The sequence below is a fragment of the Streptomyces sp. NBC_01465 genome, assembly GCF_036227325.1.
GTDB lineage: Bacteria > Actinomycetota > Actinomycetes > Streptomycetales > Streptomycetaceae > Streptomyces.
Map to the genome: position 1 here is coordinate 2,903,581 of NZ_CP109467.1, position 21,601 is coordinate 2,925,181.

General features: G+C 70.7%; 24 protein-coding genes. 9 read left to right on the forward strand and 15 right to left on the reverse strand.

Features of this window, described 5'->3' with window-relative positions; translation table 11 throughout:
* Nucleotides 1–6: 6 nt before the first annotated feature.
* The 3 genes from OG707_RS13380 to OG707_RS13390 all read right to left on the reverse strand — a co-directional run bounded on the left by OG707_RS13380 (nt 7) and on the right by OG707_RS13390 (nt 2,375).
* Nucleotides 7–1,245 (reverse strand): hypothetical protein, encoded by a 1,239-nt coding sequence (locus tag OG707_RS13380; protein WP_329117784.1) that lies wholly within the window; start codon nt 1,243–1,245, stop codon nt 7–9.
* Between the two features lie 43 nt (nt 1,246–1,288).
* Nucleotides 1,289–1,825, reverse strand: a complete 537-nt coding sequence (locus OG707_RS13385) for a DinB family protein (protein ID WP_329117786.1) — start codon at nt 1,823–1,825, stop codon at nt 1,289–1,291.
* An 82-nt stretch (nt 1,826–1,907) separates the two neighbouring features.
* Nucleotides 1,908–2,375, reverse strand: coding sequence for a hypothetical protein (locus OG707_RS13390; protein ID WP_329117787.1), 468 nt, complete (start codon nt 2,373–2,375; stop codon nt 1,908–1,910).
* Nucleotides 2,376–2,478: 103 nt separating this feature from the next.
* Between OG707_RS13390 and OG707_RS13395 the strand changes: the two genes are divergently transcribed.
* Nucleotides 2,479–2,808, forward strand: coding sequence for a hypothetical protein (locus OG707_RS13395; RefSeq protein ID WP_329117789.1), 330 nt, complete (start codon nt 2,479–2,481; stop codon nt 2,806–2,808).
* A 4-nt stretch (nt 2,809–2,812) separates the two neighbouring features.
* Here the strand turns inward: OG707_RS13395 and OG707_RS13400 are convergent, their stop codons facing one another.
* From OG707_RS13400 to OG707_RS13420, 5 genes are all read right to left on the reverse strand, one after another.
* Entirely contained in the window at nt 2,813–3,385 is a 573-nt protein-coding gene (locus OG707_RS13400; protein ID WP_329117791.1) for a YdeI/OmpD-associated family protein, read from the reverse strand.
* Between the two features lie 23 nt (nt 3,386–3,408).
* Nucleotides 3,409–4,272, reverse strand: coding sequence for a helix-turn-helix domain-containing protein (locus OG707_RS13405; RefSeq protein WP_329117794.1), 864 nt, complete (start codon nt 4,270–4,272; stop codon nt 3,409–3,411).
* A 1,062-nt stretch (nt 4,273–5,334) separates the two neighbouring features.
* On the reverse strand, nt 5,335–6,294 hold the full coding sequence (locus OG707_RS13410) for a hypothetical protein (protein ID WP_329117797.1): 960 nt from the start codon (nt 6,292–6,294) through the stop codon (nt 5,335–5,337).
* Between the two features lie 287 nt (nt 6,295–6,581).
* Nucleotides 6,582–8,825, reverse strand: a complete 2,244-nt coding sequence (locus OG707_RS13415) for a M12 family metallopeptidase (RefSeq protein ID WP_329117799.1) — start codon at nt 8,823–8,825, stop codon at nt 6,582–6,584.
* A 210-nt stretch (nt 8,826–9,035) separates the two neighbouring features.
* Nucleotides 9,036–10,079 (reverse strand): saccharopine dehydrogenase NADP-binding domain-containing protein, encoded by a 1,044-nt coding sequence (locus OG707_RS13420; protein ID WP_329117801.1) that lies wholly within the window; start codon nt 10,077–10,079, stop codon nt 9,036–9,038.
* 110 nt (nt 10,080–10,189) lie between these two features.
* Here OG707_RS13420 and OG707_RS13425 point away from each other — a divergent pair, with 110 nt between their 5' ends.
* Nucleotides 10,190–10,963, forward strand: a complete 774-nt coding sequence (locus tag OG707_RS13425) for an alpha/beta fold hydrolase (protein WP_329117803.1) — start codon at nt 10,190–10,192, stop codon at nt 10,961–10,963.
* Here OG707_RS13425 and OG707_RS13430 read toward each other — a convergent pair.
* Genes OG707_RS13430 through OG707_RS13445 form a run of 4 tightly spaced genes read right to left on the reverse strand, consistent with a single transcriptional unit; the run spans nt 10,956 to nt 14,063 of the window.
* The gene (locus tag OG707_RS13430; RefSeq protein ID WP_329117805.1) at nt 10,956–11,804 is read right to left on the reverse strand and encodes a hypothetical protein; all 849 of its coding nucleotides are present in this window, start codon (nt 11,802–11,804) and stop codon (nt 10,956–10,958) included. The two genes, OG707_RS13425 and OG707_RS13430, sit on opposite strands and share 8 nt — an antisense overlap.
* Before the next feature lie 10 nt (nt 11,805–11,814).
* A complete protein-coding gene (locus tag OG707_RS13435) occupies nt 11,815–12,387 on the reverse strand; it encodes a hypothetical protein (protein WP_329117807.1) in 573 nt (190 codons plus the stop codon).
* A complete protein-coding gene (locus OG707_RS13440) occupies nt 12,384–13,226 on the reverse strand; it encodes an AraC family transcriptional regulator (protein WP_329117809.1) in 843 nt (280 codons plus the stop codon). Before OG707_RS13440 ends, OG707_RS13435 begins: the two co-directional genes overlap by 4 nt.
* Nucleotides 13,227–13,235: 9 nt before the next feature.
* Nucleotides 13,236–14,063 (reverse strand): alpha/beta fold hydrolase, encoded by an 828-nt coding sequence (locus tag OG707_RS13445; protein ID WP_329117811.1) that lies wholly within the window; start codon nt 14,061–14,063, stop codon nt 13,236–13,238.
* A gap of 112 nt (nt 14,064–14,175) precedes the next feature.
* Here OG707_RS13445 and OG707_RS13450 point away from each other — a divergent pair, with 112 nt between their 5' ends.
* Nucleotides 14,176–14,679, forward strand: coding sequence for a DinB family protein (locus tag OG707_RS13450; protein ID WP_329117813.1), 504 nt, complete (start codon nt 14,176–14,178; stop codon nt 14,677–14,679).
* Nucleotides 14,680–14,684: 5 nt separating this feature from the next.
* Here OG707_RS13450 and OG707_RS13455 read toward each other — a convergent pair whose 3' ends face one another.
* Nucleotides 14,685–15,122, reverse strand: coding sequence for a hypothetical protein (locus OG707_RS13455; RefSeq protein WP_329117815.1), 438 nt, complete (start codon nt 15,120–15,122; stop codon nt 14,685–14,687).
* Nucleotides 15,123–15,238: 116 nt separating this feature from the next.
* Here OG707_RS13455 and OG707_RS13460 point away from each other — a divergent pair, with 116 nt between their 5' ends.
* Both OG707_RS13460 and OG707_RS13465 read left to right on the forward strand, forming a co-directional pair.
* Entirely contained in the window at nt 15,239–15,718 is a 480-nt protein-coding gene (locus OG707_RS13460; protein WP_329117817.1) for a hypothetical protein, read from the forward strand.
* Complete coding sequence (locus OG707_RS13465; protein ID WP_329117818.1) at nt 15,715–16,056, forward strand: transcriptional regulator; 342 nt, start codon at nt 15,715–15,717, stop codon at nt 16,054–16,056. The genes OG707_RS13460 and OG707_RS13465 overlap by 4 nt, the downstream gene beginning before the upstream one ends.
* 10 nt (nt 16,057–16,066) lie before the next feature.
* Here OG707_RS13465 and OG707_RS13470 read toward each other — a convergent pair whose 3' ends face one another.
* Both OG707_RS13470 and OG707_RS13475 read right to left on the reverse strand, forming a co-directional pair.
* Nucleotides 16,067–17,269: a sensor histidine kinase gene (locus tag OG707_RS13470; protein WP_329117820.1), complete on the reverse strand. Its 1,203-nt coding sequence runs from the start codon at nt 17,267–17,269 to the stop codon at nt 16,067–16,069.
* The gene (locus OG707_RS13475; protein ID WP_329117823.1) at nt 17,266–17,931 is read right to left on the reverse strand and encodes a response regulator transcription factor; all 666 of its coding nucleotides are present in this window, start codon (nt 17,929–17,931) and stop codon (nt 17,266–17,268) included. Before OG707_RS13475 ends, OG707_RS13470 begins: the two co-directional genes overlap by 4 nt.
* Before the next feature lie 128 nt (nt 17,932–18,059).
* Here OG707_RS13475 and OG707_RS13480 point away from each other — a divergent pair, with 128 nt between their 5' ends.
* From OG707_RS13480 to OG707_RS13495, 4 genes are read left to right on the forward strand one after another with little or no spacing between them, the layout of a single operon-like run.
* Nucleotides 18,060–18,578 carry a hypothetical protein gene (locus OG707_RS13480; RefSeq protein WP_329117825.1) on the forward strand — a complete coding sequence of 173 codons (519 nt, stop codon included), beginning with the start codon at nt 18,060–18,062 and terminating at the stop codon, nt 18,576–18,578.
* Entirely contained in the window at nt 18,575–19,636 is a 1,062-nt protein-coding gene (locus OG707_RS13485) for a peptidoglycan-binding protein (RefSeq protein ID WP_329117827.1), read from the forward strand. The genes OG707_RS13480 and OG707_RS13485 overlap by 4 nt, the downstream gene beginning before the upstream one ends.
* On the forward strand, nt 19,633–20,316 hold the full coding sequence (locus tag OG707_RS13490; protein ID WP_329117829.1) for an ABC transporter ATP-binding protein: 684 nt from the start codon (nt 19,633–19,635) through the stop codon (nt 20,314–20,316). Before OG707_RS13485 ends, OG707_RS13490 begins: the two co-directional genes overlap by 4 nt.
* Nucleotides 20,313–21,545, forward strand: coding sequence for an ABC transporter permease (locus tag OG707_RS13495; protein WP_329117831.1), 1,233 nt, complete (start codon nt 20,313–20,315; stop codon nt 21,543–21,545). The genes OG707_RS13490 and OG707_RS13495 overlap by 4 nt, the downstream gene beginning before the upstream one ends.
* Nucleotides 21,546–21,601 lie beyond the last annotated feature (56 nt).

Here is a 21,601-nt window from a genome sequence, read left to right on the forward strand (position 1 = left end):
CGAGCGCTACCAGTACAGCGCCGAGAGGGGACCGAGCCGTTCCCACCGCCCGCCGGCCCGCTCCGACCACCGGTGGAGCCAGATGTCGTGGCCGAAGCCGAACGTGTGGTCCTCTGCTTCGCCGCTCGGATCGAACCAGCCCCCGAGGCTCCGTACGAGCTGCTCGTTGATCCCCTTGGCCAGACCCTCGGCCAACTCGTCGGGGTCGTCCGGCACTTCGCCCTTCCCCTCGTACCAGACGGTCCGGTACATCCGGACGATCGCCTGTGCCGCCTCGTACTCCTCCAGCGCGCCGAGCCGGTCGGGCAGCTGCACCAGCCACGGGCACCGCTCGGTGTTCCCCTTCTGGCAGTCCTTCGCCAGTACGGAGCCGGGCGCCACGGTGTCGACGCGGTACAGGGTGATGCCGTCGGGCACCGGGCCGGGGGCCTCCGACTCCACGTCCCAGCAGGGGCTCTCGACGCCGGGGGCGTACAGCACCGTGCCGCGGTAGCCGGCGCGGCCCAGGGCGCGCAGATCGGCGGAGAGCCTGGAGAACCTGCCCGAGAGGTGGACGGCGGTGCGGGCGTCGCCGGTGCCTTTGGAGAGGGCGGAACGCAGTTCCCCGGCGGTCATGTCGCCCGGCCTGTGGATCTCGACGGTCATCGAGGGGAGGTCCGGCCCGCGCCAGCCCGGATCAGCGCCGCGTTTCCCCAGTTCGTCGGTGATCCCGGCATCGGTGCCCCACGAGCCGAATACGAGCAGCTTCTTCGTCCTTTGCTTCTTCGCCAGGTACGTCCTCAACTGCCAGCCCACCTCGGCCACCGGCGGGGCGATCGTCGTGGTGAAGTCGTCGCCGAAGCCGGTCGGCGCGTCCGGGCGGCACGTGCCCACCACCGGCACGGAACTGCCTGTGTCGTCATCGACCGGGTCGTCGGCAACCACCGCCACGAGCCGCGGGTAGCTCTTGCGCAGCGCCCCGACCGTCAGCCCGTCCCGCGGCCTCACCGCGACGAACTCCAGCGGCAGGCGGCCCGGCGACTTGTTGTCCACCAGCAGTCGCCGCAACTCGTCGAGCGCGACGCGGGCCGCTGCGGCACGGTCCTCGGTGGCGTGGTCGGTCACTACGGCGACGGTGAACGGTGCCGCCTGCTCGGACTTCCCCTTCCCTGGCTCGTCGTCGCTCCGATCCCCCACGACCAGCACGAGGGTGACGATCACCGCCATCACCCCGAGCGCCAACAACGCCTTGCGCCATCCCCCCATACGGCCGACGGTAGCGGCGGAACTCCGGCCTCGGCAGGGCGCGTTACTCGCCCGTGGCGCCGTCGACGGCCTCGCGGAGGAGGTCTGTGTGGCCGACGTGGCGGGCGTACTCCTCGATGACGTGCTCGAGGATGAACCGTACGTCGGTGTCGCCGAATTCCGGGTTCGGGACGATGCGTGCGGGGTCGGTGGTGACCTCGGCGAAGATCTGGCGCGACTCCTCGCACGCCTTGAGGTAGTCCTCGTAGACGTCGATGGCGGGTGTTGCGTCCGACTCGTCGTACCACTCGTCGCCGTCGGGGGTGGCGTAGGTCCGGTACGGGAAGAAGCGGGGTGTCGTGCCGGCCAACGCCCTTTGGAACCAGGCGCGTTCAACGCCTTGCAGGTGGCGCATGAGGCCCAGAAGGGTCAACGCCGAGGACGGCACGGGGCGTTGGCGCAGTTGTGCGTCCGAGAGGCCCTCGCACTTCCACAGGAACGTCGCCCGGTGGTGGTCGAGGTTCGAGGCGATCACCTCCAGCCATGAACCCGATAGCGTGCGCTCGGGCCTGACGGCCTTCTGGACCACGATGTCGCTCACGCTGGAGTCTCCCCTCCGAGGACTGGGCGTTGTCGCCAAGAAGACCTCGGTTCGCGCCGGAACTCATCGCACAACTCCCGCCCTATCCATACGGGTTGAGTGCCCGGAAGCGGACGATGTCGCTGCGGCGGTCGAACCACAGGGTGGTGGAGTAGCCCGTGCCGTCGCGGTCGAGTTCGTTCGACCGAACCCACTGCGGATCCTCTGGGCCCTCGCCCTTGAGCGGCTTCTCGAACCACGAGGTGAAGCCATCGGAGGCCGGCCCCTCGGAGACGAAGGCATGCGCCGCCGTGAGCTCCGCCAGCTTCCCCGGTGCCAGCCGGGCGAAGCCCGAGATCACCAGCTCCGGCGACGGGAGGTCCCGGTCGTTGTCCCGGCTGCTCACCCACTTCGCGCCGGTGAGCGGTCCCAGCAGCGGGAACGCCCGCTCCAGCGGTGCGGTGTCGGTGCGCCAGTCCCCCTTGGCCCCGTCCGACTCCTGCCGCAGGACCCACCAGGCGGGCAGAGCCGCCAGCCCCGCCCCGATCCCGATCACTCTCCGTCGCTCCATCGCTTCCCCCAGTCAGCCGGCGATGCGTTTCGCCGTGACGTGCCGTCTACCGGCCCACCCTGCACGCCTGAAGCGTGACCTCTTCGGAGCTACGAGGTTGAGGGTGCGCGTCCTTCGCATCCGTATCCCGACCCTGGAGCCCTCCACCATGCCCCATATCCGCACCTCCCTGACCGCCCTGCTGCTGGCCGCCGCCGGTTCTCTCGGCGTCGCCGCGCCGGCCCTCGCCGCCTGCCCCGGGCCGCCCTCCACCCTCGTACTGTCCAATGAGGACTACGACCGCTTCGCGCAGGCATCCCCGGACGAGCAGCGGCTGATCTGGGACGACGCGGCGTACCGCTCGGTGTGGCTCGACTGCCTGCCGCCCAACCACGTCGAGCCGAACATGTGGGGGTCGGGGTACGTCTGCCTCCCCGAGGGCGCCGTGCAGTGAGCCGTCACCCCTCGGCCCCCAGCGCCTGAACCGCCCGCTCCAGCCGCGTCCGCCGCGTCTCCGGCGTCGCGGCCTGGAGCAGCGGGAGCATCAGCTGGTAGCGGGCGCTCCGGTCGAGCGCGTCGAACACCGCGCTCGCCGCCGGGTCCGCGGCGAGCGCCGCCGCGAGGTCGTCCGGGACCTCCGCCGTTGCCTGCGACGCGTACGCGCGGTCCCAGCGGCCGTCCTCCCGGGCCCGTTGCACCTCGGCGAGGCCTGGCTCTCGCATCCGGCCCGCCGCTGTCAGCGCCGCGACCTTCTCTACGTTTACCCGCGACCACACGCTTCTTGGGCGCCGAGGGCTGTACTTCTGCAGGTAGTACTGATCGTCCAGGCCCCTGCGCTGACCGGAGATCCAGCCCCAGCACAGCCCCACGTCGACCGGTTCGTCGTCCGTGACCGACGCGATCCCCGACGCCTTCTTCGCCACCTTCACCCACACGCCCTCACGGCGCGTGTGATGCCCGGCCGCCAGCCAGTCCTCAAAGGCCGCAGCATCGGGAAACGCGACGACGTCCACCTCGTGGAACTTCTCCATGCGCGCCAGGCTAGCCCGGCCGATCAAGCCGGAGCCGGGTCAACACCCCTCCCCCTACGCAGAGATGATCGCAGCGCCGCCACCCTGGCCGGTACGGATTCCGGCAGTGGCTGCGTTACGGGTCGGGGCGCGGCCCCCGTGCACGGCGTGCAGATGCCCGTCTTCTGGGTGGGCGGGAGCGGGTCCCGGCAGTCGGCGCACTCCGCCCGGGCGACCACCGCGTCCCGGCGCTCGGGCGGGAGTTTGCGGTGCAGGCGGTCCGACAGGATCGCCCGCGCGGAGAAGACCACCGGGGGCAGACCGGAGGTCAGCAGAGAGCGGGCCTCCAGGTCGGAGACTCCTCGGTCCAGCCACGGAACAGCTCGCGGCGCAAGGGCCAACGCCTCGGTGGCGCTGAGGGCGAGCTTGGGTTCGCGGCTGACGATGCGCAGGAGGAGGGCTGCCGCACGGGCCAGCTCTGGCGTCTCCTGTACGGGAGTTGGCAGTTCCGGAGCCTGCTCCTCAGGGAGGGAGGGTTCTTGCTCCTGGTCCTTAACCCCTTCAGGGGACGCTCCCGTGATGCCGTGCCCCGCCTCACCGGTTCCCGGGTACTGCGGAGTGTCGTACACATGTGTCTCCGTGCGCACTTGGCCCGTCGCCGGGTCGTGCGTGGTGCGGCGGACGTAGTAGCCGTGCTCGATCAGCTCATCCACGGCCTTCGCCACGCCGCTGCGGCCGACCCGGGGATGGCGGTCCGCGAGCGTACGGACGTCCTCGCGGGCTCCGTCGGGGAGGGAGAGGAGGTGGCAGAGGATGCCTCGTGCCGTGAAGCTGAGATGGGGGTCACGGACGGCCGCGTTGGGGAGGACCGTGAAATTGCGCGCGTGGGCGCTAGTGTGGATGCGCATCGAAGTTCTACTTCCTTCGGTGTCGGGTCCCGGGGTGTTCGAGCACCGCCGGGACCGTCTATGTCCGGGTCGTTTGGCGTGAGCGTAGGCCGGGCCCATTCCGAACTGTCAATGCACACTGATCACTTGACGCGTATTGGCCACGACCTGACGCCTTGATCACCCCGATCGATCGAACCCTGATCACAACTGCGCGCGGCTACGGCCGGTGGTGACGACACCGGGTCTCGCGGCCGGGTGCTGGTAAGTGGAGGGCCGCCTCTACTGTCCGGCGGAGTGCAGGGGCAGAGCGTGGGCGGGCGCGGCTCAAAGACGGAGAAATACGTGGCTGGGGTGCGTGGTCGGTCGGCGCCTCTCCCTTCGCGCGTTGCCGTCTGCGGAACCGTCGCAACGTCCGTGTTCCAACTGGCGTGAGTGATGGGCCCGGTGGTGGGCTTCGGGTGAGAGGCGAACCCACACTTCGTCTCGCGCCCTCCGGGCGCAAAGAGTCGGGCTACGACGAACCGGCGAGACGCGGCCCGGGACCAAATCCCGCCCTTCGAGGACCGCGCGGACACTCCGAGATACGTAGGTCCGGTGAGACCGGACCTACGTATCTCGGAGTACCGCCAAGCACTCCCACACTCGGGCATATTGGACACTGGGGCGTCGCCTCAGCGCCGTCCCCGCCGAGGATCGCGAACCGGCCCTCACCCCTCCTCACCCAACCAGCGTCTTTGCGCCGTCAGGCGCGACACGCGCCGAAACTGTCCGAACCGAGCCGACGCTCCCCACCGGGCCCAGTCCGAAGACCAGTTGGGGAACGGTCGTTGCGACGGTGCCGCAGCCTGCAGCGCGCATGCGGAGGTAGTTCAACCGGCCACGGGCAGCAACCACGCCAATCTCAATCATTGAGCCGCACCCGCTCACGCCCTGCCCCCGCACCCCACCGAAGAGTAGAGGCGGCCCTCCACCCGTCCGCAGTCGGCCACGAGGCCCGGTGTCGTCACCACCGGCCATAGCCGAGGAGCCCGGCACGGAGCACGGGGTTCGGTCGCCGAGCCCGGACACCGCAGGCCATCGCTACCCGCCTACCCCCACCCGCATCACCGGCGGCACGCGGCCCGCCCCCGTCGCCAGTGCCGCCCGGACCGAGGCCACGAACTTGGCGGGAGCCACCCGGAGTTGGTTTGGTGAGAACGCCAGCACAATCAGCCCTACCCCCGTCATCCGGTTACGGCGAGTCATCGTGTCCTGCCAGTCGCCCGGGTTCAGGTGCCAGCTGCGCGAGTCGATCTCCAGCGCCACACCCTCCCCCGGCCAGTACGCATCCGCGCGACCCACCCATGCGCCGTCCGGCAGGCGGAGGTCGCGATTCCACAGCGGGTCCGGGATCCCCGCCGTACGCAGAATCCGCCGCGCCTCCGCCTCCGCCACCGAACGCACCCCCGCGACCAGCCCGTCCCTCGCCGCCGCGACCCCCGGCACCTTCCCCAGCGCGGCGTCCCGCACCTCGCCGAGCAACTCCTCCACTCCAACACGCCTGTTCTGCACCAACTCCGCCAGCAGAGCCACCACCTCGTCCTCCGTCCTGCGATACGGGACTGCCTGCAGCGCCGCCCTGACCAGGGGTGCACACGGCAGCCGTTGCACAGGGAGCGTCCGCCAGGGGCGGTGCGTGCGGTGGATGCGTACGAAGCCAACGCTTCGCGGGCTCCTGTCCTGCGACACCAGCACATCGACCTCCCGTACCTGCTCCAGCCGTGGCGCCGCACGCACCTCGTACAGCGCAAGCGCCGCGTCACCCGTCAGGCACGCACCCCGACCTGCATGCAACAGCGCTGCCTGCAAACGCTGTTGTGAGCTGGGGGCACCGGTCTGCAAAAGGATCACCCGCGGCAACAGCCTCTGCCACGGCCCGCCCTCCGCGACCCTGTCTGACATCGTCGATTTCGGGCACCCCATGGCGATCAGCTGAGCCGAGGTGAGCAGTCCCTGCTGCGTGCAGGCAATTTCCGTACTGGCGAAGATCGTTGAGAGCATGCTGCGGAGATGCCCGGACCCCGTACGCCCCGACACCGCAGTAGCACCGCCGCACCTGAACAGTCACCCTGCGGTGACAAGCGCGCGGCGGACTGGGGCTTTCTGCCACAGCCGCGTACGTCGGGGGCCGCGCGGCGCACATGCACCCACGCGCCGTGGTAGTCCGTGTACCGGACGGAGATCCGGAGGTGGATCCCCTCGATGGGCGTGGCGCGCGACCCGCCGCGCAGGAGCACCTCGCCCTTCACGTCCTGGGCCATGACCTGCCGCCTTGCCCGCCTCGATTCCTACCAGTTGGCCGCCAGCGTCCAGTTCAGGCTGCCGTCCACGCTGCCGCGCCACCAGTTGAGGTCACCGCGGTAGTGGAACAGCAGATCGGTCCGCCCGTCGCCGGTGAAATCCCCCGCCCAGACCGGACGGCCATCGGTGAACGACCCGAATCCTGCCGTGTTCCCGATCAGCGACCAGACCAGCTGCAGGCCGCCCGGGTTGGGGGTGACCGGGCAGGCGAGCGTTGCCATTTCGGACTGCTCCGAGGTCATGGCCTGGCGGATCGCCGTGATCTGCCGGTTGATCTCCCTGATCTCCTCCCGGTCGAGCTTGGGGTCGAGACCGTCCCTGATGTCCTGGAGGGTACGGATCTCCGCGCGATGCCCGGCGATTTCCGAGCGGAGCACTGCGCACCGCGCGTTCTCGGGAGGTACCAGCTGGATGGAGCCGAGCCACCAGTTCTCGTCACCCGGGTAGTGGAAGACGATGTCGGTCTTCCCGTCACCGGTGAAGTCGCCCGTCCAGAACGGGTTTCCGGTCACATCGCCGAAGCCGGTCGTGTTCCCCACGTACGCCCAGGTGAGCTGCCCATTCCGGATCGTGCCGAGCCACCAGTTCCGGTCGCCCGGGTAATGGAAGATGATGTCGGTCTTCCCGTCACCGGTGAAGTCGCCCGTCCAGAACGGGTTGTGGGACACGTCGCCGAAGCCGGCCGTGTTGCCCACCAGGTCGAAGCTCAGTTGTCCGCCGGTGACCGAGCCGAGCCACCAGTTCTGGTCGCCCGGGTAGTGGAAGAGCAGTTCCGTACGCCCGTCACCGGTGAAGTCGCCTGCCCAGACCGGGTTTCCGGTCACGTCGCCGAATCCGGTCGTGACCGCCACGCGGGTCCAGCTCAACTGCCCGCCCGTGATCGAGCCGAGCCACCAGTTCTGGTCGCCCGCGTAGTAGAAGAGCAGTTCCGTACGTCCGTTTCCGGTGAAGTCCCCTGTCCAGAAAGGGTTTCCGGTCACGTCGCCGAAGCCTGCCGTGTTCCCCACGAGCGACCAGCCGAGCTGCCCGTTCTGGACGGTGCCGAGGATCCAGTTCTGGTCCCCCGGGAAGTGGAAGATGATGTCGGTCGCACCGTCGCCGGTGAAGTCGCCCGTCCAGAAGGGGCGGCCGTCCGCCAGGTCCCCGAACCCGCTGGTGTCACTGACATCGCTGAACACGAGCGTTCCCGGCGCACCCGGATTCGTCCGCCCGAGGTACCAGCGCTGACGGGCCGGTGAGTAGTACAGGACGTCGGTCCCCGGCTGCCCCCGGAAGCGCCCCAGCCACACGTTGCGCGGGCCCGGGTAGACACCGGGGTACATCGTGGCCACGGCCCCCCGGTCGCCCACACTCAGTCCGGAGGCACCGCCCATGGTGACGCCGGGCGGCAGCTGTTGCTCCGCCACGATGGTCGTCCTCTTCTGGCCCGTCGCGGGGTTGATGACACCGAAGGCCGTTGGCCCGTAGTGCATGATCGAGCCGTAGTCGTACGGCCCTACGTCATCGCCGTCGGAGATGTTCTGGTCGAAGTTGTGGCCCTCACCGGCCACGATGTTCGCCCAGATGATGCTGACGAAGAAATCGCGGTCCTCGCGGCTCTGCTCGTGCCAGAGCCCGACCGCGTGGCCGATCTCGTGGATGGTCCCGCTGATGCCGCACTTCACGCCGATTTCGACGTCCTGGGACCCACCCTGGCGGCCGACCGAGGACCGGCACACGCTTGCGTCCCGGAAGTTCAGCCAGGCCGCATCGGAGCCGTTGCGCGGGCGCAGTGCGAGGCGGGTTCGGTCGTGCCAGTGGGAGATCGCCGTGGTGATGGCGGTCCGGGCCGTGGAGGTCAGGGAGACGTCCAGGACGAACGGCACCACTCCGCCGGGCCACCGCCTGCCCTGCCAGGGGATCACGACCGCCGTGGGCCTGACGCCGACGAACTTCGTCAGGTCGACGGCATCCCCCTCCAGGACCCCGTCCCCGACTCCCGCCGCGCCCTGTGCCGCCTTCTCGCGCAGCTCGTCGGTCCGTCGCCGGACGTCCTCGTCCCGGCCCAGAACGATGTCGCCCTCGACGACGGCCAGACCGTCGACCACCGCGTACCGGACAGCACGCACCTCGAACGTCTCGCCGGTGATCAGCGCCGTCCTGATGACTTTCCCGCCCGGCTGCTGCTCGCCGGAATCCTCCCCGTGCTTCTCCTCGGGAACGTCGGCGGGATGCATCTGCTCGTCGGCCATGACGGCCTCCCCACGGTTGCCCTTCAGGGTGGTGAGAACGAGACAAGCACCGCCGCGGCCCGGCCGACAGCCGCGAACAGGCCACCGTGGGGGGCGCGGAGTTCGGGGTTTCCGAACTCCGCGCCCGCGCACGCCGGCTTCAGGCACCCAGAGGTGCCGCCTACCTCACAGACGGGCCAACCTCCGAATCGACTTTCCCAAGTCTGATGCTCAGTGCGGTAGTTGCACCGTCACGTACGGGCTCAGCGCCCGCAGGAAGTCCGCCGCCTCGAACGCCGTTCCCGCCGACACCACACCCGTCGCCCCCGCCCGCGTCCGCCCGTCGAGGAGCCGCTCCACCGCCTCCACCGCGAGCGGTGCGGTCACCGCGTAGATGTCCTGGCCACTGGCCGTCGCCCGGCGCTCGACGCCGTCCGACACGACCAGCACGTCGACCACGAACGTCTGGTCGGAGCGGCCCAGTTCGTCCATCGCCTCCGGTGCCGGCGTGTCCGCACCCGCCAGGTCGCGGGCCGCCTCGACCGCCATGTACGTGGTCACCGACGGCACCTGCACGTGGCTCGGGACCGTCACCACGTCGGCCATCGTGAACTCCGCGAACACCCTGCGCGTGCCCAGCGGCTCCGGGAACTCCCAGTCCTGCTCCACCACCGTCTTCTCGTCGTGGTACTGCAGCTCGCCCTCCGCGAACCGCACCCGCCGGCCCCCGCGCCGGTCGTGCGACACCTGGCCCGCGGCCCGCGTGCCCGCCGTCGGGCGCCAGCTGCTCAGTCCGTACGCCACGTGCACGGCGTCCGCCGCCGTCCGCTCCCCCATCGCCGCCGTGACCAGGAGGTCGCCGAGCCCGCCGTAGAACGCCATCGCCGGGACCACGGCGGTCCCGGCCTTGGCGGCCGCCTCCGCGTAGTCCGCGAACATCGCGACGTTCGCCTCCAGCTCCGCCGCCACGTCGACGTACGGGATCCCCGCCCGCAGCGCCGCCTCGACGACCGGGCCGCCGGTGACCGCGAACGGTCCGGCGCAGTTGATCACGGCCGCCGCCCCGGCGAGGGCCCGGTCGAGCGCGGCCGGGTCGTCGACGGCGGCCGGTCGTACGACAAGACCCGGCTGGGACGAGGCTGCCAGGGCCTCCAACTGGGCCGCGTTACGGCCCGAGACGATCGTCGTGAAGCCGCGGCGTCTCAGCTCGGCGACCATGAAGCGACCTGTGTGCCCCGTCGCCCCGTACACCACCACTGCAGCCTGCGCGTTCATGCTGTCCCCCATCTCGCTGTTCCGGTGAGGGCAAGTGTCGCCGAGAGGCGGGGCCTGCGGCGGTGAAAAGCCCTGGGTGTTTTGATCACTCTGCGCTTAAGGTCTGCGCAATGACTCTTGCTTACGATGTTTCCGGAGACGGTCCCGCGCTGGTTCTTCTGCACTCCGCGGTGTGCGACCGAAGAATGTGGGACCCGCAGTTCACCGCCCTTGTCGATGCCGGTTATCGGGTGGTGCGCCCCGACTTCCACGGCTTCGGGCAGTCCCCTCTGCCGGACCGGCGCCACAACGACGCCGAAGACGTACTGGAATTGCTGGACGCCCTCGGGGTCGAGCAGGCGGCGCTGATCGGCTCCTCGTACGGCGGCCAGATCGCCGTGGAGATCGCCGCGCGCCGTCCGGACCGGGTGTCCGCACTGGCTCTGCTGTGCTCCGGGGTGCCGGGACATGAACCTTCCGACGAGATGCGCGCGTTCGGCGACCGCGAGGACGAGCTCCTCGAAGCGGGCGATGTCGCGGCGGCCGTGGAACTGAACGTGGACTTCTGGCTGGGACCGGACGCGAACGACGCGGCCCGGGAGCAGGTGCGGACGATGCAGCGGCAGGCCTTCGACGTGCAGCTCGCCGCCCCCGAGGGCGCCGGACGGAACAAGGTCGAGAGCGACCTGTCGGCGATCAAGGCACCCGTTCTCGCCGTCACGGGCGACCACGATCTCGCGGACTACCGGCAGATCGCGCACCGGCTGGTGGACCTGCTCGGCGACACCACCCGGCACCTCGCACTGCCCTGGGCCGGCCATCTCCCCAGCCTGGAGCGGCCCGCCGAGGTGACGGAGCTGCTGGCCGGGTTCCTGCGCGAGACGGTGCCCGTCCCCGTCAGCTGAGCTCGTCCAAAACCTCGGTGATGTTGCTCCGGTACGTGCGCAGGGCCCGCAGTCCGGCTGCGTACCGCGCACGGTGGAGCGCGATGTCCGCGGCCTGCTTCTCCGCCTTCACGGTGTGCCAGAGTTCGGCCGTGTGGTGGCGGCGCTTGCAGGTCACGTCCGCCGCGGCGGTGGCCCGCTCGCGCTCCGTGTGGCGGGTGTTGGCGTCGCGGTCCCGCTTCCAGGCCTTGTCCGCGTACGCGGCGACCGGGTCCGGATAGCGCGGGAATCCCCGCTGGACAAGGCAGTTGGACCACACGGCCCAGGCCGCGCGGAGACGCGGGTCGCGCATGACCGCCTTGTCGACCTCGACGCCGCGGATGGACGCGTAACCCCAGTCCCGCTTGACGTCGATGCCGCGCATCAGCCGCCGGTTCGCCTCTGCCCCGCAGGCGGGCCAGTCCGCATACTCGGCGTTGGTCATACGGCGGCCCTTCGGGGTGAGGGACGGGTGCTTGGCCGGATCCCAGCCGTAGCCCCAGCGGCGGGCTACGTCCGGATCGAGGACGCCGTAGTCGGTGCCGGCCAAGACGATGGTGCCAATGGAGCTGTACGGGGATCGAGGGTCGAGCGGGAAGTCCCGGTGGCCGTGGCCCGCCATGCACTGGCGGACCAGCAACGCCGAGGCGCGGCGGTCGCGTTGGTAGTCCTGCCCGGTGTAGTCGTAACGGTCGGCGGGGAGCGGGCCGAGGTCCGATCCCGTACGGACGCCCGTGTCCGGGCTTGCCGGCCCCGAGGCACAGACCGCCGCCAGCAACGCCACCCCTGCCACGGCACTCAGCCGCCACCCCCGTCTCACCATGCGCAGGATGCTAGCCGCCGCCATGAACATGGTCGGTGGCCGCGTCCGCCGAGACCGCCCAGAAGCGCAGCAGGAGCAGTGCTACGGCGATGAGCAGCATCGTCACCGTCTCGCCGGTCACCGCATCGCGCGACCCGTGGGCGGACACCTCGCTGATCAGGACCAGGCTCCAGCAGGCCATGGCGACCAGTCCCGCGTAGAAGCCGAGCCGTACGATCTTGGCCTGCCTGCTCTGCATTCCGTAGAGCAACAGCAGCCTGGCGAAGGTCACTTGGGGCTCGTCGTCGGCGTCCTGCCGCCCCGCCTCGTTCACGCGCTCGGACGCCTGGTCGAGCCAGGCCTGCGCCTGCGACTGCCCGGCACTGAGTGTCTCCGGTGCTGCGGGGAGCGACTGCTGCGCCGCCCACCACTCGGCCGCGAAGGACACCTGCCGGGACGCGTCCTCGTACGCGAGCCGCCGCCGCCCGCGTCGGCTGCGCCGCTGGCGCCGGTCCTGGAGGACCAGGCTCAGGATTCCGGTGGCCGCCGTCACCACCGGGACCAGTACCGCCACAGCGACCGTCACGACGTCCTGCGCACTCATCGGGAGCTCCGCGCCGGCCAGGCCACGTCGTCGATCGCCAGCCACGGGGCCGACGCCACCCCGGCGGGCGTGAGTCCCGTGAACTCCCTTACGTCCCGGTGGAGATGGGACTGGTCCACATATCCGCTGGCCGCCGCGACCACGGCCGCCGGATGTCCCGCCGCCAGCAGATGGGCGGCGTGGTCGAACCGCACCAGGCGGGCCGCGCGCTTGGGCGTGATCCCCAACTGGGCGCCGAAGCGGGCCGAGAGGCGTTTGCGGCTCCAGCCCGTTTCGTCCGCCAGTCCCTCCACGCGCAGGCGGCCCCGGCTCGTGAGCGTCCGGCGCCAGGTGTGGGCCACCTCCGGGTCGACCCGGGGGCGGGCGGCGAGGCGGCGGGTCAGGATGTCCGACGCGATCGTGAAGCGTTCGTCCCAGGTGGCGGCGGCACGGAGTCTGTCCTCGGTACGGGCGGCGTCGGCGCCCCAGACGTCGTCCAGCGACACCATCGTCCCGCTCAGTTCCATTGATGCGCCGCCGAGGACCGCGGCCGCCGCGACCGGGCCCAGCCGGATCTGCAGGCACTCGCCGACCAGGCCTCCCGCCCGGACCTCACCGGGGAGGAGGCCGATGACCGCGCTGCCGCGTGCGTGTCTGCCGCGGGTGTCGTAGACGAGGCCCTCGCCCTCGCTCAGGTCGAGGAGGAGGGTGACCGACGGGTGCGCGACCATCGCGATGTTCACGGAGGCGGGGACCCGCTGGCGGAAGCCCGCCATGCTGATCCCGGGCAGCCGGTCCGACGGGCGCGGGGTGGCGATGTCCACGCTCGACCAGTCGGGTGGCGCCCCGGACGGCAGCATGGGAACAGTCTAGGTCTCGGTGCCAACTGCCGGTGAGGGAACGAGTGTTGGCGCGAGGAGGAGACGTACGGTCGCCCCCGGCGCTTCGATCAGCGGGATGTGGCCCACCTCGGGGAGCATCTCGATCCTGGTGTACGGAGACTCGTAGTCGTGCGCCGATGCCGGATCCCAGCGGGGGTCCGCCGCCCCGAAGATCACCAGGACCGGGACGCGGAGGGCGGCGAGGCGCTCGGGCACGCTCCGTTCGGCGAGGTACGCGATGTTCCCGCGCGCCACCTTCCTGAACGCCCGGTACGAGATGCGCCGCACCCCCGCCACCAGGTCGTCCGGGATCTCCGCCGGCAGCGCGGTCGTCGAGCCGATCCCCCTGCGGATCATCGAGTCCGTACGGATCGACCAGAGCAGCGGCCCGAACGGCGGGCCCAACAGCAGCCGCAGGACGGCGGGTTCGGGGAGGAGCGCATCGAGACCCGGGCCCGTACTGATCAGGGTGAGGGAGCCCACCAGGTCGGGGCGCTGCTCGGCGAGCGCGGTGGCCGCGTAGCCGCCGCTGGAGTGCCCGGCCACGGCGACCTCGCGCAGGCCGAGTTCGTCGAGCAGCGATGCGAGGCGGGCGGCCTGGTCGGGCACCTCGTACGACGGCGCCGGCGGCGAGTGGCCGCAGCCCGGGAGGTCGACCCGGATCACCCGGCGGTGGGCGGCGAGCTCCGGGACCATCGGGGCCCAGGTGTCGCCCGAGGCGCCCGAACCGTGGATGAGCAGCAGGGGCGGCGCCTGGGGAGGGCCGTCGTGGACCACGTGCATCCCTTGCGCGAGTTCTGCGTCGTACTTCCTCATGCGACGGATGGTGCGCGGGCCGGTGCGGGCCGGTCTTGTACAAATGTCGCCGCCGGACACCCCCGTCAAAAACCATGTCCGCCTGCACACCCGTACGTGGGAGCATCACCGGATGTCACGAACCGATATGCCGACCACGTGGGACGAGCGCGCCATGCTCGCCACCTTCCTCGACTACGCACGGGCCACCGCGGTCGCCAAGTGCGCCGACGTCTCCGCGGAGGACGCCGCCGCCGCACCCCTTCCCGGTTCGCCCCTCATGACCCTGGGCGGCCTCATCAGCCACCTCCGATGGGTCGAGCACTGGTGGTTCGAGGTGATCTTCCTCGGCGAGGAGGACCGCGGCCCCTGGACGGACGAGGACCCCGACCGCGAGATGCGCATCGGCGCCGAGCTCCCCCTCGCCGATCTGCTCGCCGAGTACGAGGAACAGAGCGTCCGCTTCCGGGAGTTGGTCGCCACGACCGACCTGGCGGCCACCGCCAAGCGACCCGTCAGGGACGGTACGCACGTCACCCTGAGCTGGGTGATCATGCACATCATCGAGGAGACCTCCCGGCACAACGGCCACCTCGACATCCTGCGCGAGCTGGCCGACGGCACCACCGGCGACTGACCGCGTCAGTCCCTCCGCACGGCCCGCCCCACCAGCGCCGCGACCGTCACCGCCCCCACGATCACCGCCGTGAAGAAGGCCCAGGCGATCGGCCAGAGCGACGCGTCCTCGGTGGGGTGGGAGTCGAAGGACACGAACATCAGGACCGCGGGCGGCACCGGGATCAGCACCATGGCCCACACCACGTGATCGCGGTGCCCGAGGTAAGCCGCCAGGGCCACCAGGATCACACCGAGCAGGGCGACTCCCAGGCCGGAGACGGGCGTCGTCTCGTCGTACGGATGGGCCGGGGTCGCCCTGTTGCGCGTGTCCCAGGGGATGAGGAGGAGATACGCCCCCGCGGAGACGAGGGCGACCGCCAGGCGGGTCAGCCACCTCTCCGCCGCGGACCGGGTCGACAGCGGGGCCAGAAGCGCCACGCGTTTCGCGTCTGTCTCTGCCATACCTCCCAGCATGACCTGCCGGACCGGTGCGGCATTCACTTTCCACCCTGGAAAGTACGTGCCATGATGGCAAGCGACAGGCTGGTCGCAGACCCAGGAAGGGCCCGGAACCCCCGATGGCAACGTACGAGAACCACACCGCACAGGACGCCCTGCGGTACGTCGAGGGGTTCAAGGAGCAGGCCCACCTGCGGTCCACGCTCATGCCCGGCTGGTACGGCCCCGTCGCGGCGGCCACCGTCACCGCCCCGGCCGCGGGCCAGGCCTGGGCCTCGGGCCGGGGCGGCCTGTGGCTGCTCGCGTCGCTGCTGCTGCCGTTCGCAGGGCTGGCCGCCATCCTCATACTGGTCCGAACAGCCCGGCGCAGGACGGGAGTTGTGGTGTCGCAGCCCCTCGCCGCGCGCCTCAGGCGCCGGTGGCTCGCCCTCGCCTCCGTACTCGTAGCCGACCTGGTTGTCCTCGCCCTATGCCTGCAGTTCGACATCGGCCGCAACGGCACGCTCCTGCTGACGTCCGTCACTTCGGGGATCGGCGCGTGGATCGTCGTCGCCGTACGCAACGCCTCGATCCGCCAGAGACTCCAGGACCTCGCATGACCGGCACGCCGCCCCCGGACCCGCCGCCCGCCGCCCTCGACGAGACGATCCACCACCCGACCCGGCTCGCCGTCACCGCCTTCCTCTCCGCCTGCGACGAGGCGGAGTTCGCGGCCGTACGCGACGGTTGCGGGATCTCCGACTCGGTCCTCAGCAAGACCGCCTCCGCGCTGGAGGCGGCCGGCTACCTCACCGTCCGCAAGGGCCACGTCGGCAAACGCCCCCGCACCTGGCTGGCGCTCACCGACGAGGGCCAGGACGCGCTGGTCGCGCACATCACGGCGCTCCAGGACATCGCATCCGCGGCCAGGGAGAAGGCGGAACACCTCGCCAGATGAGCGGGGCCGGTCAGTGGTCCGGTGCGGCCGCGGCAGTGAACCGCACCTTGATCGTCAGCCCCCCGCCCGCATTGGACCGGCCGGTGACGGTGGCCAGATGGGCCTGGGCGATCGACTCGACGATGGACAGTCCCAGCCCGGCCCCTTCGCCGGGGGCGTGCCGGCGTTCCTGCGCGCGCTGGAAGGGTTCGAAGAGGCGGTCCACGGAGCCGGCCGGGATCAGAGGACCGGTGTTGGACACCTCCAGGACGCCTTCGCGGGTACGGATCCGGACGCTTCCGCCGCGGTGGTTGTAGCGGACGGCGTTGATGAGCAGATTGCGTACGAGATGCTCCAGGAGGACCTCGTCGCCCTGCACCTCCAGGGGTTCGAGGTCGGTCTCGACGGTGATGCCCGCACCGGCCGCTTCGGCCGCCAGTGTCTCCACCACCGTGGCGGCCGTGTTCGCCAACTGCACCGGCTCCCTGCGCTGCAGGCCCTGGTCGGAGGCCGCGAGGAGGAGGAGTTCCTCGATGAGGTGCTCGCTGTTGTCGGCGACCTGGATGAGCTTGGCCCTGATCTCGGCGACCCGCTGAGGGGTGGGCTCGTCCGCGAGCCCGATCTCGGCCGCCGCCCGCTGGACGGCCAGCGGGGTGCGCAGTTCATGTGCCGCGTTGGCGGCGAACCGCTGTTGTGCGGAGACCAGTTGCTCTATGCGACCGAGCATCGCGTCGAAGGTGTCGGCGAGTTCCTTGAGCTCACCCGGCGGCGCCTTGAGCGCGATGCGTTCGTGGAGGTTCTCGCCCGAGAGGCGGCGGGCGGTCGTGGTGATCACAGCGACGGGGCGGAGTACGCGTCCCGCCATCCACCAGGCGAGCGCGATGGAGACGGCCGCGAAGCAGACCAGCGCGATGCCCGAGACGGTGAGCAGGCGGTGGAGCGTGGCATCCTCCGCCGCCTTGCTCAGCTGATGGGTGACGGCCAACGCCATCGACCTCTTGCCCGGCGTCACACCGGGCATCGGCTGGGCCGGTGAGGCCGACGCGTACGGGGACCGCATCGCCTCGGCCTCGGCCTCGGTCAGGGCACGGGTGGGCACGGTGGTGATCGCCGTGGAGATGCTGGTGCCGAGCCCGCTGCGTACGAGGAAGTACACGAGCGCCGTCAGAAGGCCCCCGGCCAGCACGAGCAGACCCCCGTACAGGGCGGTGAGCCGTACGCGTTCGCTGCTCATGCCGTGCCCCCGATGCGGTAGCCCGCGCCCGGCACGGTCTCCACGACCGGGGGGTCGCCGAGTTTCGCCCGCAGTTTGCTCAGGGCGACGCGGACGGCGTTCGTGCGGTAGCCGGTGTCCTCCTCCCAGACCTGCTCGATGAGGTCGTCGCTGCTCACGACCGCCCCGTCGGCGCGCAGCAGGGTCTCCAGGACGGCGAACTCCTTGCGCGAGAGCGACAGATGGCGGCCGTCCCTGCTGACCTGTCGGCGGGAGGTGTCCATGACGAGTCCGGCGCGTTCGATGACCGGCGGGAGGGCGGGGCGGGCGCGGCGGCCGAGCGCCAGGATCCGGGCGAGGAGTTCGTCGTAGGCGAAGGGTTTCGTCAGGTAGTCGTCGGCGCCGAGCCCGAGGCCCTCGACCCGGTCGCGCAGGGTTCCGGAGGCCGTGAGCATCAGGATGCGGGTGAGCAGGCGCTGGGTGACGACGCGGCGGCACACCTCGTCGCCGTGGATGTCGGGCAGGTCGCGGTCGAGGACCATCACGTCGTACTCGCCGAACTGCAGCTTGCGCAGCGCGGTCAGGCCGTCGGGGGCCACGTCCACGGCGAGGGCGTCGCGGCGCAGCCCCTCGGCGATCATTTCCGCCAGGAATGTCTCGTCTTCCACCACCAGCACGCGCATGGGCTCTGTCTATCCCATCCGCACCTTTCGTCTCTGTTAACGACTTCCCTTAGAGAGACGAAACAGCGGCCCTTGGCACGCTGCCGGCGCGGCCGAGATGCGGCCTGCCAGTCGGCAAGGAGAGACCCATGCATGTGCGGACCAGTACCCGTACCCGTACGCGTTCTGCTGTCATCGCCTCGGGATGCGCGGCCCTCGCCCTCTTCGCGGCGGCCTGCTCCGGGGGCGGCTCGGACGACGGCGCCTCGAAGGGGTCCAGCAGTACGGGCAGCGGTGGCGGCAACGCCGACGACGCCGCCGTCAAGCAGCGCAAGTGTCTGCGCGAGCACGGGCTGAAGGTGCCCGAGCCCAAGCCGGGCGAGAAGGGCGTGGGGCTCACCATCGGCGGCGACATGGACAAGGCGCAGCTGGAGAAGGCGCTGAAGGCGTGCCGTACGGGCAAGGGCGGGGCGGGTGCGGGCGGGGAGATCACCCAGGCCGACAAGGACAAGATGCTGAAGTACGCCCAGTGCATGCGCAAGAACGGCTACAACATGCCCGATCCGAAGTTCGACGGGTCGATGATGTCGGCCCAGAAGATCCCGCAGGGCGCGGAGAAGCAGAAGTTCGACAAGGCGTCGAAGGTCTGCGAAAGCATCGTCCGATGAAGCGCCGCAGGGTCCTGGTCTCCTCGGCGGTGGTCCTCGCCGTGATCGGCGGTGCGGCCGTCGCCGCGACCACGCTGTCGGCGCGGGACACGGGCACGGTCGGCAAGGACACCGGCCTGCCCCCGGCCACCGCATCCGTCGAGCGCGGCGATCTGAGCGACAGCACGCAGGTGGACGGCGTCCTCGGGTACGCCAAGGAGCGCAAGGTCAACGCGGGTGCCGCGGGGACACTGACCTGGGCCGCGGGGGCCGGGTCCTCGGTGAAGCGCGACGGGAAGCTGTACGAGATCGACGGGACGCCGGTCCGGCTGATGTACGGGGCGGGGCCGATGTACCGCACGCTCAAGACCGGGGACAAGGGCCGCGACGTACGGCAGTTGGAGGAGAACCTGGCCGCACTGGGGTACACCGGGTTCACGGTCGACGACGAGTACAGCGCCCTGACCGCGGACGCCGTCGAGCGGTGGCAGAAGTCGCACGGCCTGAAGGAGACCGGGCAGGCGGGACCGGATCAGATCGCCTTCGCGCCCGGCGCCGTACGCGTCAAGGAGACGGAGGGGGCGGTCGGCGACCAGGTCGCGCCCGGCCGTCCCGTACTGAGGACGACGGGCTCCGAGCGGATCGTGACGTTCAGCCTCGCTGTCGCCGAGAGCAAGTCCGTGAAGGTGGGCGCCGGGGTGAGCGTCGGCCTTCCCGACGGGTCCACGGCGAAGGGGAAAATCGCCTCGGTCGGCAAGACCGCCAGGCCCGGCGACGACCCGCAGGACAAGACGCCGAAGATCGGCATCACCGTGGCCTTCGACGAGCCGGACAAGGTCGGCGGCATCGACCAGTCGCCGGTCACCGTCGATCTCACCGGGCAGACGCGTACGGGCGTGCTGACCGTCCCGGTCGACGCGCTGCTGGCCCTGTCGGGCGGCGGCTTCGGCGTACAGGTGGTGGAGAACGGCACCGCCCGTGAGGTGAAGGTCGAGCTGGGGCTGTTCGGGCAGGGGCGCGTGGAGGTGTCGGGCGGCGGCCTGCGCGAGGGCATGAAGGTCGGGGTGCCGAAGATATGAGCACCGTGGTCGCCCTGAGCGGCGTCACCAAGGAGTATCCCGGCGGAGTCAGAGCGCTGGACGGCGTGAACCTGACCGTCGAACAGGGTGAACTCCTCGCCATCGTCGGCCCGTCCGGCTCCGGCAAGTCCACCCTGCTGCACATCGTGGGCACGCTCGACCGGCCCACCGCAGGCTCCGTGGCCGTCGCCGGCCACGACATCGCCGAGCTCTCCGACCGGAAGCTCTCCGCCCTGCGCGCCCAGCACATCGGCTTCGTCTTCCAGGCCTTCCATCTGGTCCCCGGCATCAGCGCGCAGGACAACGTGGCCGAAGGGCTCCTCTACTCCGGACTCCCCCGCTCGGAGCGCCGCAGGCGCGCCGCCGCGGCCCTGGAGCGCGTCGGCCTCGCCGAACGCACCGGCCACAGACCCCATGAACTCTCCGGCGGACAGAAGCAGCGGGTCGCGATCGCCCGCGCGCTCGTCGGGGAGCCCGACCTGCTGCTCGCCGACGAACCCACCGGCGCACTGGACACGGCATCGGGCGAGACCGTGATGAAACTCCTCCACGACCTCCACCAGGACGGCGCCACCATCGCCGTCATCACCCACGACACCGAGATCGCCGAGCGCCTGCCGCGGCAGGTGCGGATGCGCGACGGACAGGTCGTCGCGGACACCGGAAGCGGTACGCGGTGAGCGCCGGTACGCGGGCCGGTACGCGGGAGCGCCCCGAACACGCCCTGCACGCCGCCCGGTTGAGCCCGCGCGACGTCGCACACGTCGGCTCCGCCGGGCTCCGCAGCCGGCCCCTGCGCGTCGTGCTGTCCGCGCTGGGCATCGCCATCGGGATCGCCACGATGATCGCCGTCGTCGGGATCTCCGCGTCCAGCAAGGAGCAGCTGCTGCGCCAACTCGACGCGCTGGGAACCAACATGCTCGTGGCGACGCCCGGAGAGTCGATGTTCGCCGGGGAGACGGTCAAGCTGCCCAAGGAGTCGGTCGGTACGGTCGGCCGTATCGACGGGGTCGAGAAGGCCGGTGCGACCGGCGACGTCGACGCCACCGTCCGCCGCAGCGAGAAGATCCCCGAGGACGAGACGGCCGGGATCGCCGTCAAGGCCGCGACGGAATCGCTCCTGCAGGTCCTGCGCGGCAAGGTCGCCACCGGCACCTGGCTCAACGGCGCCAACGGCCGCTACCCGGCCGTCGTCCTGGGGCATGTCGCGGCGGAGCGCCTGGGCATCACCACACCCGGGCAGCAAGTCCGGGTCGACAACCGCTACTTCACCGTGGTGGGCATCCTCGACCCGCTGCCGCTCGCCCCCGAGATCGAGCGGTCGGCCCTGGTCGGCTGGAGCGCCGCGCAGAAGCTCCTCGGTTACGACGGTCACCCCACCTCCGTCTACGAGCGCTCGACGGACGCCACCGTCCACGACGTACGCAAGCGGATGGCCGGGACCATCAACCCCCAGAGCCCGCAGGACGTACGGGTGACCGACCCGTCCTCGGCCCTCCAGGCGAAGGCGGCCACGGAGGGCGCCTTCAGCAATCTGCTGCTGGGTCTGGGCGGGATCGCCCTGCTCGTGGGCGGGGTCGGCGTGGCCAACACCATGATCATCTCCGTACTGGAGAGACGCTACGAGATCGGGTTGCGGCGCTCGCTGGGCGCCACCCGGGGGCAGATCCGCATCCAGTTCGTCACCGAGTCGCTGATGCTCTCGGGTCTTGGCGGGCTCGCCGGAGTCCTGCTCGGCGCCGCCGCGACCGGGGTGTACGCGACGAGCGGCGGGCTGCCGTGGGTCGTACCGCTGTGGGCCGTCGCAGGGGGCTTCGTCTCCACACTGGCCATCGGGACGATCGCGGGCCTCTATCCAGCCGTACGCGCGGCCCGGCTCTCGCCGACGCTGGCCCTGCACGCCGCCTGAACGGGCCCCGGGCGGCACTGCCGCCCGGGGACATCCCCCATGGACACCGCCCACAC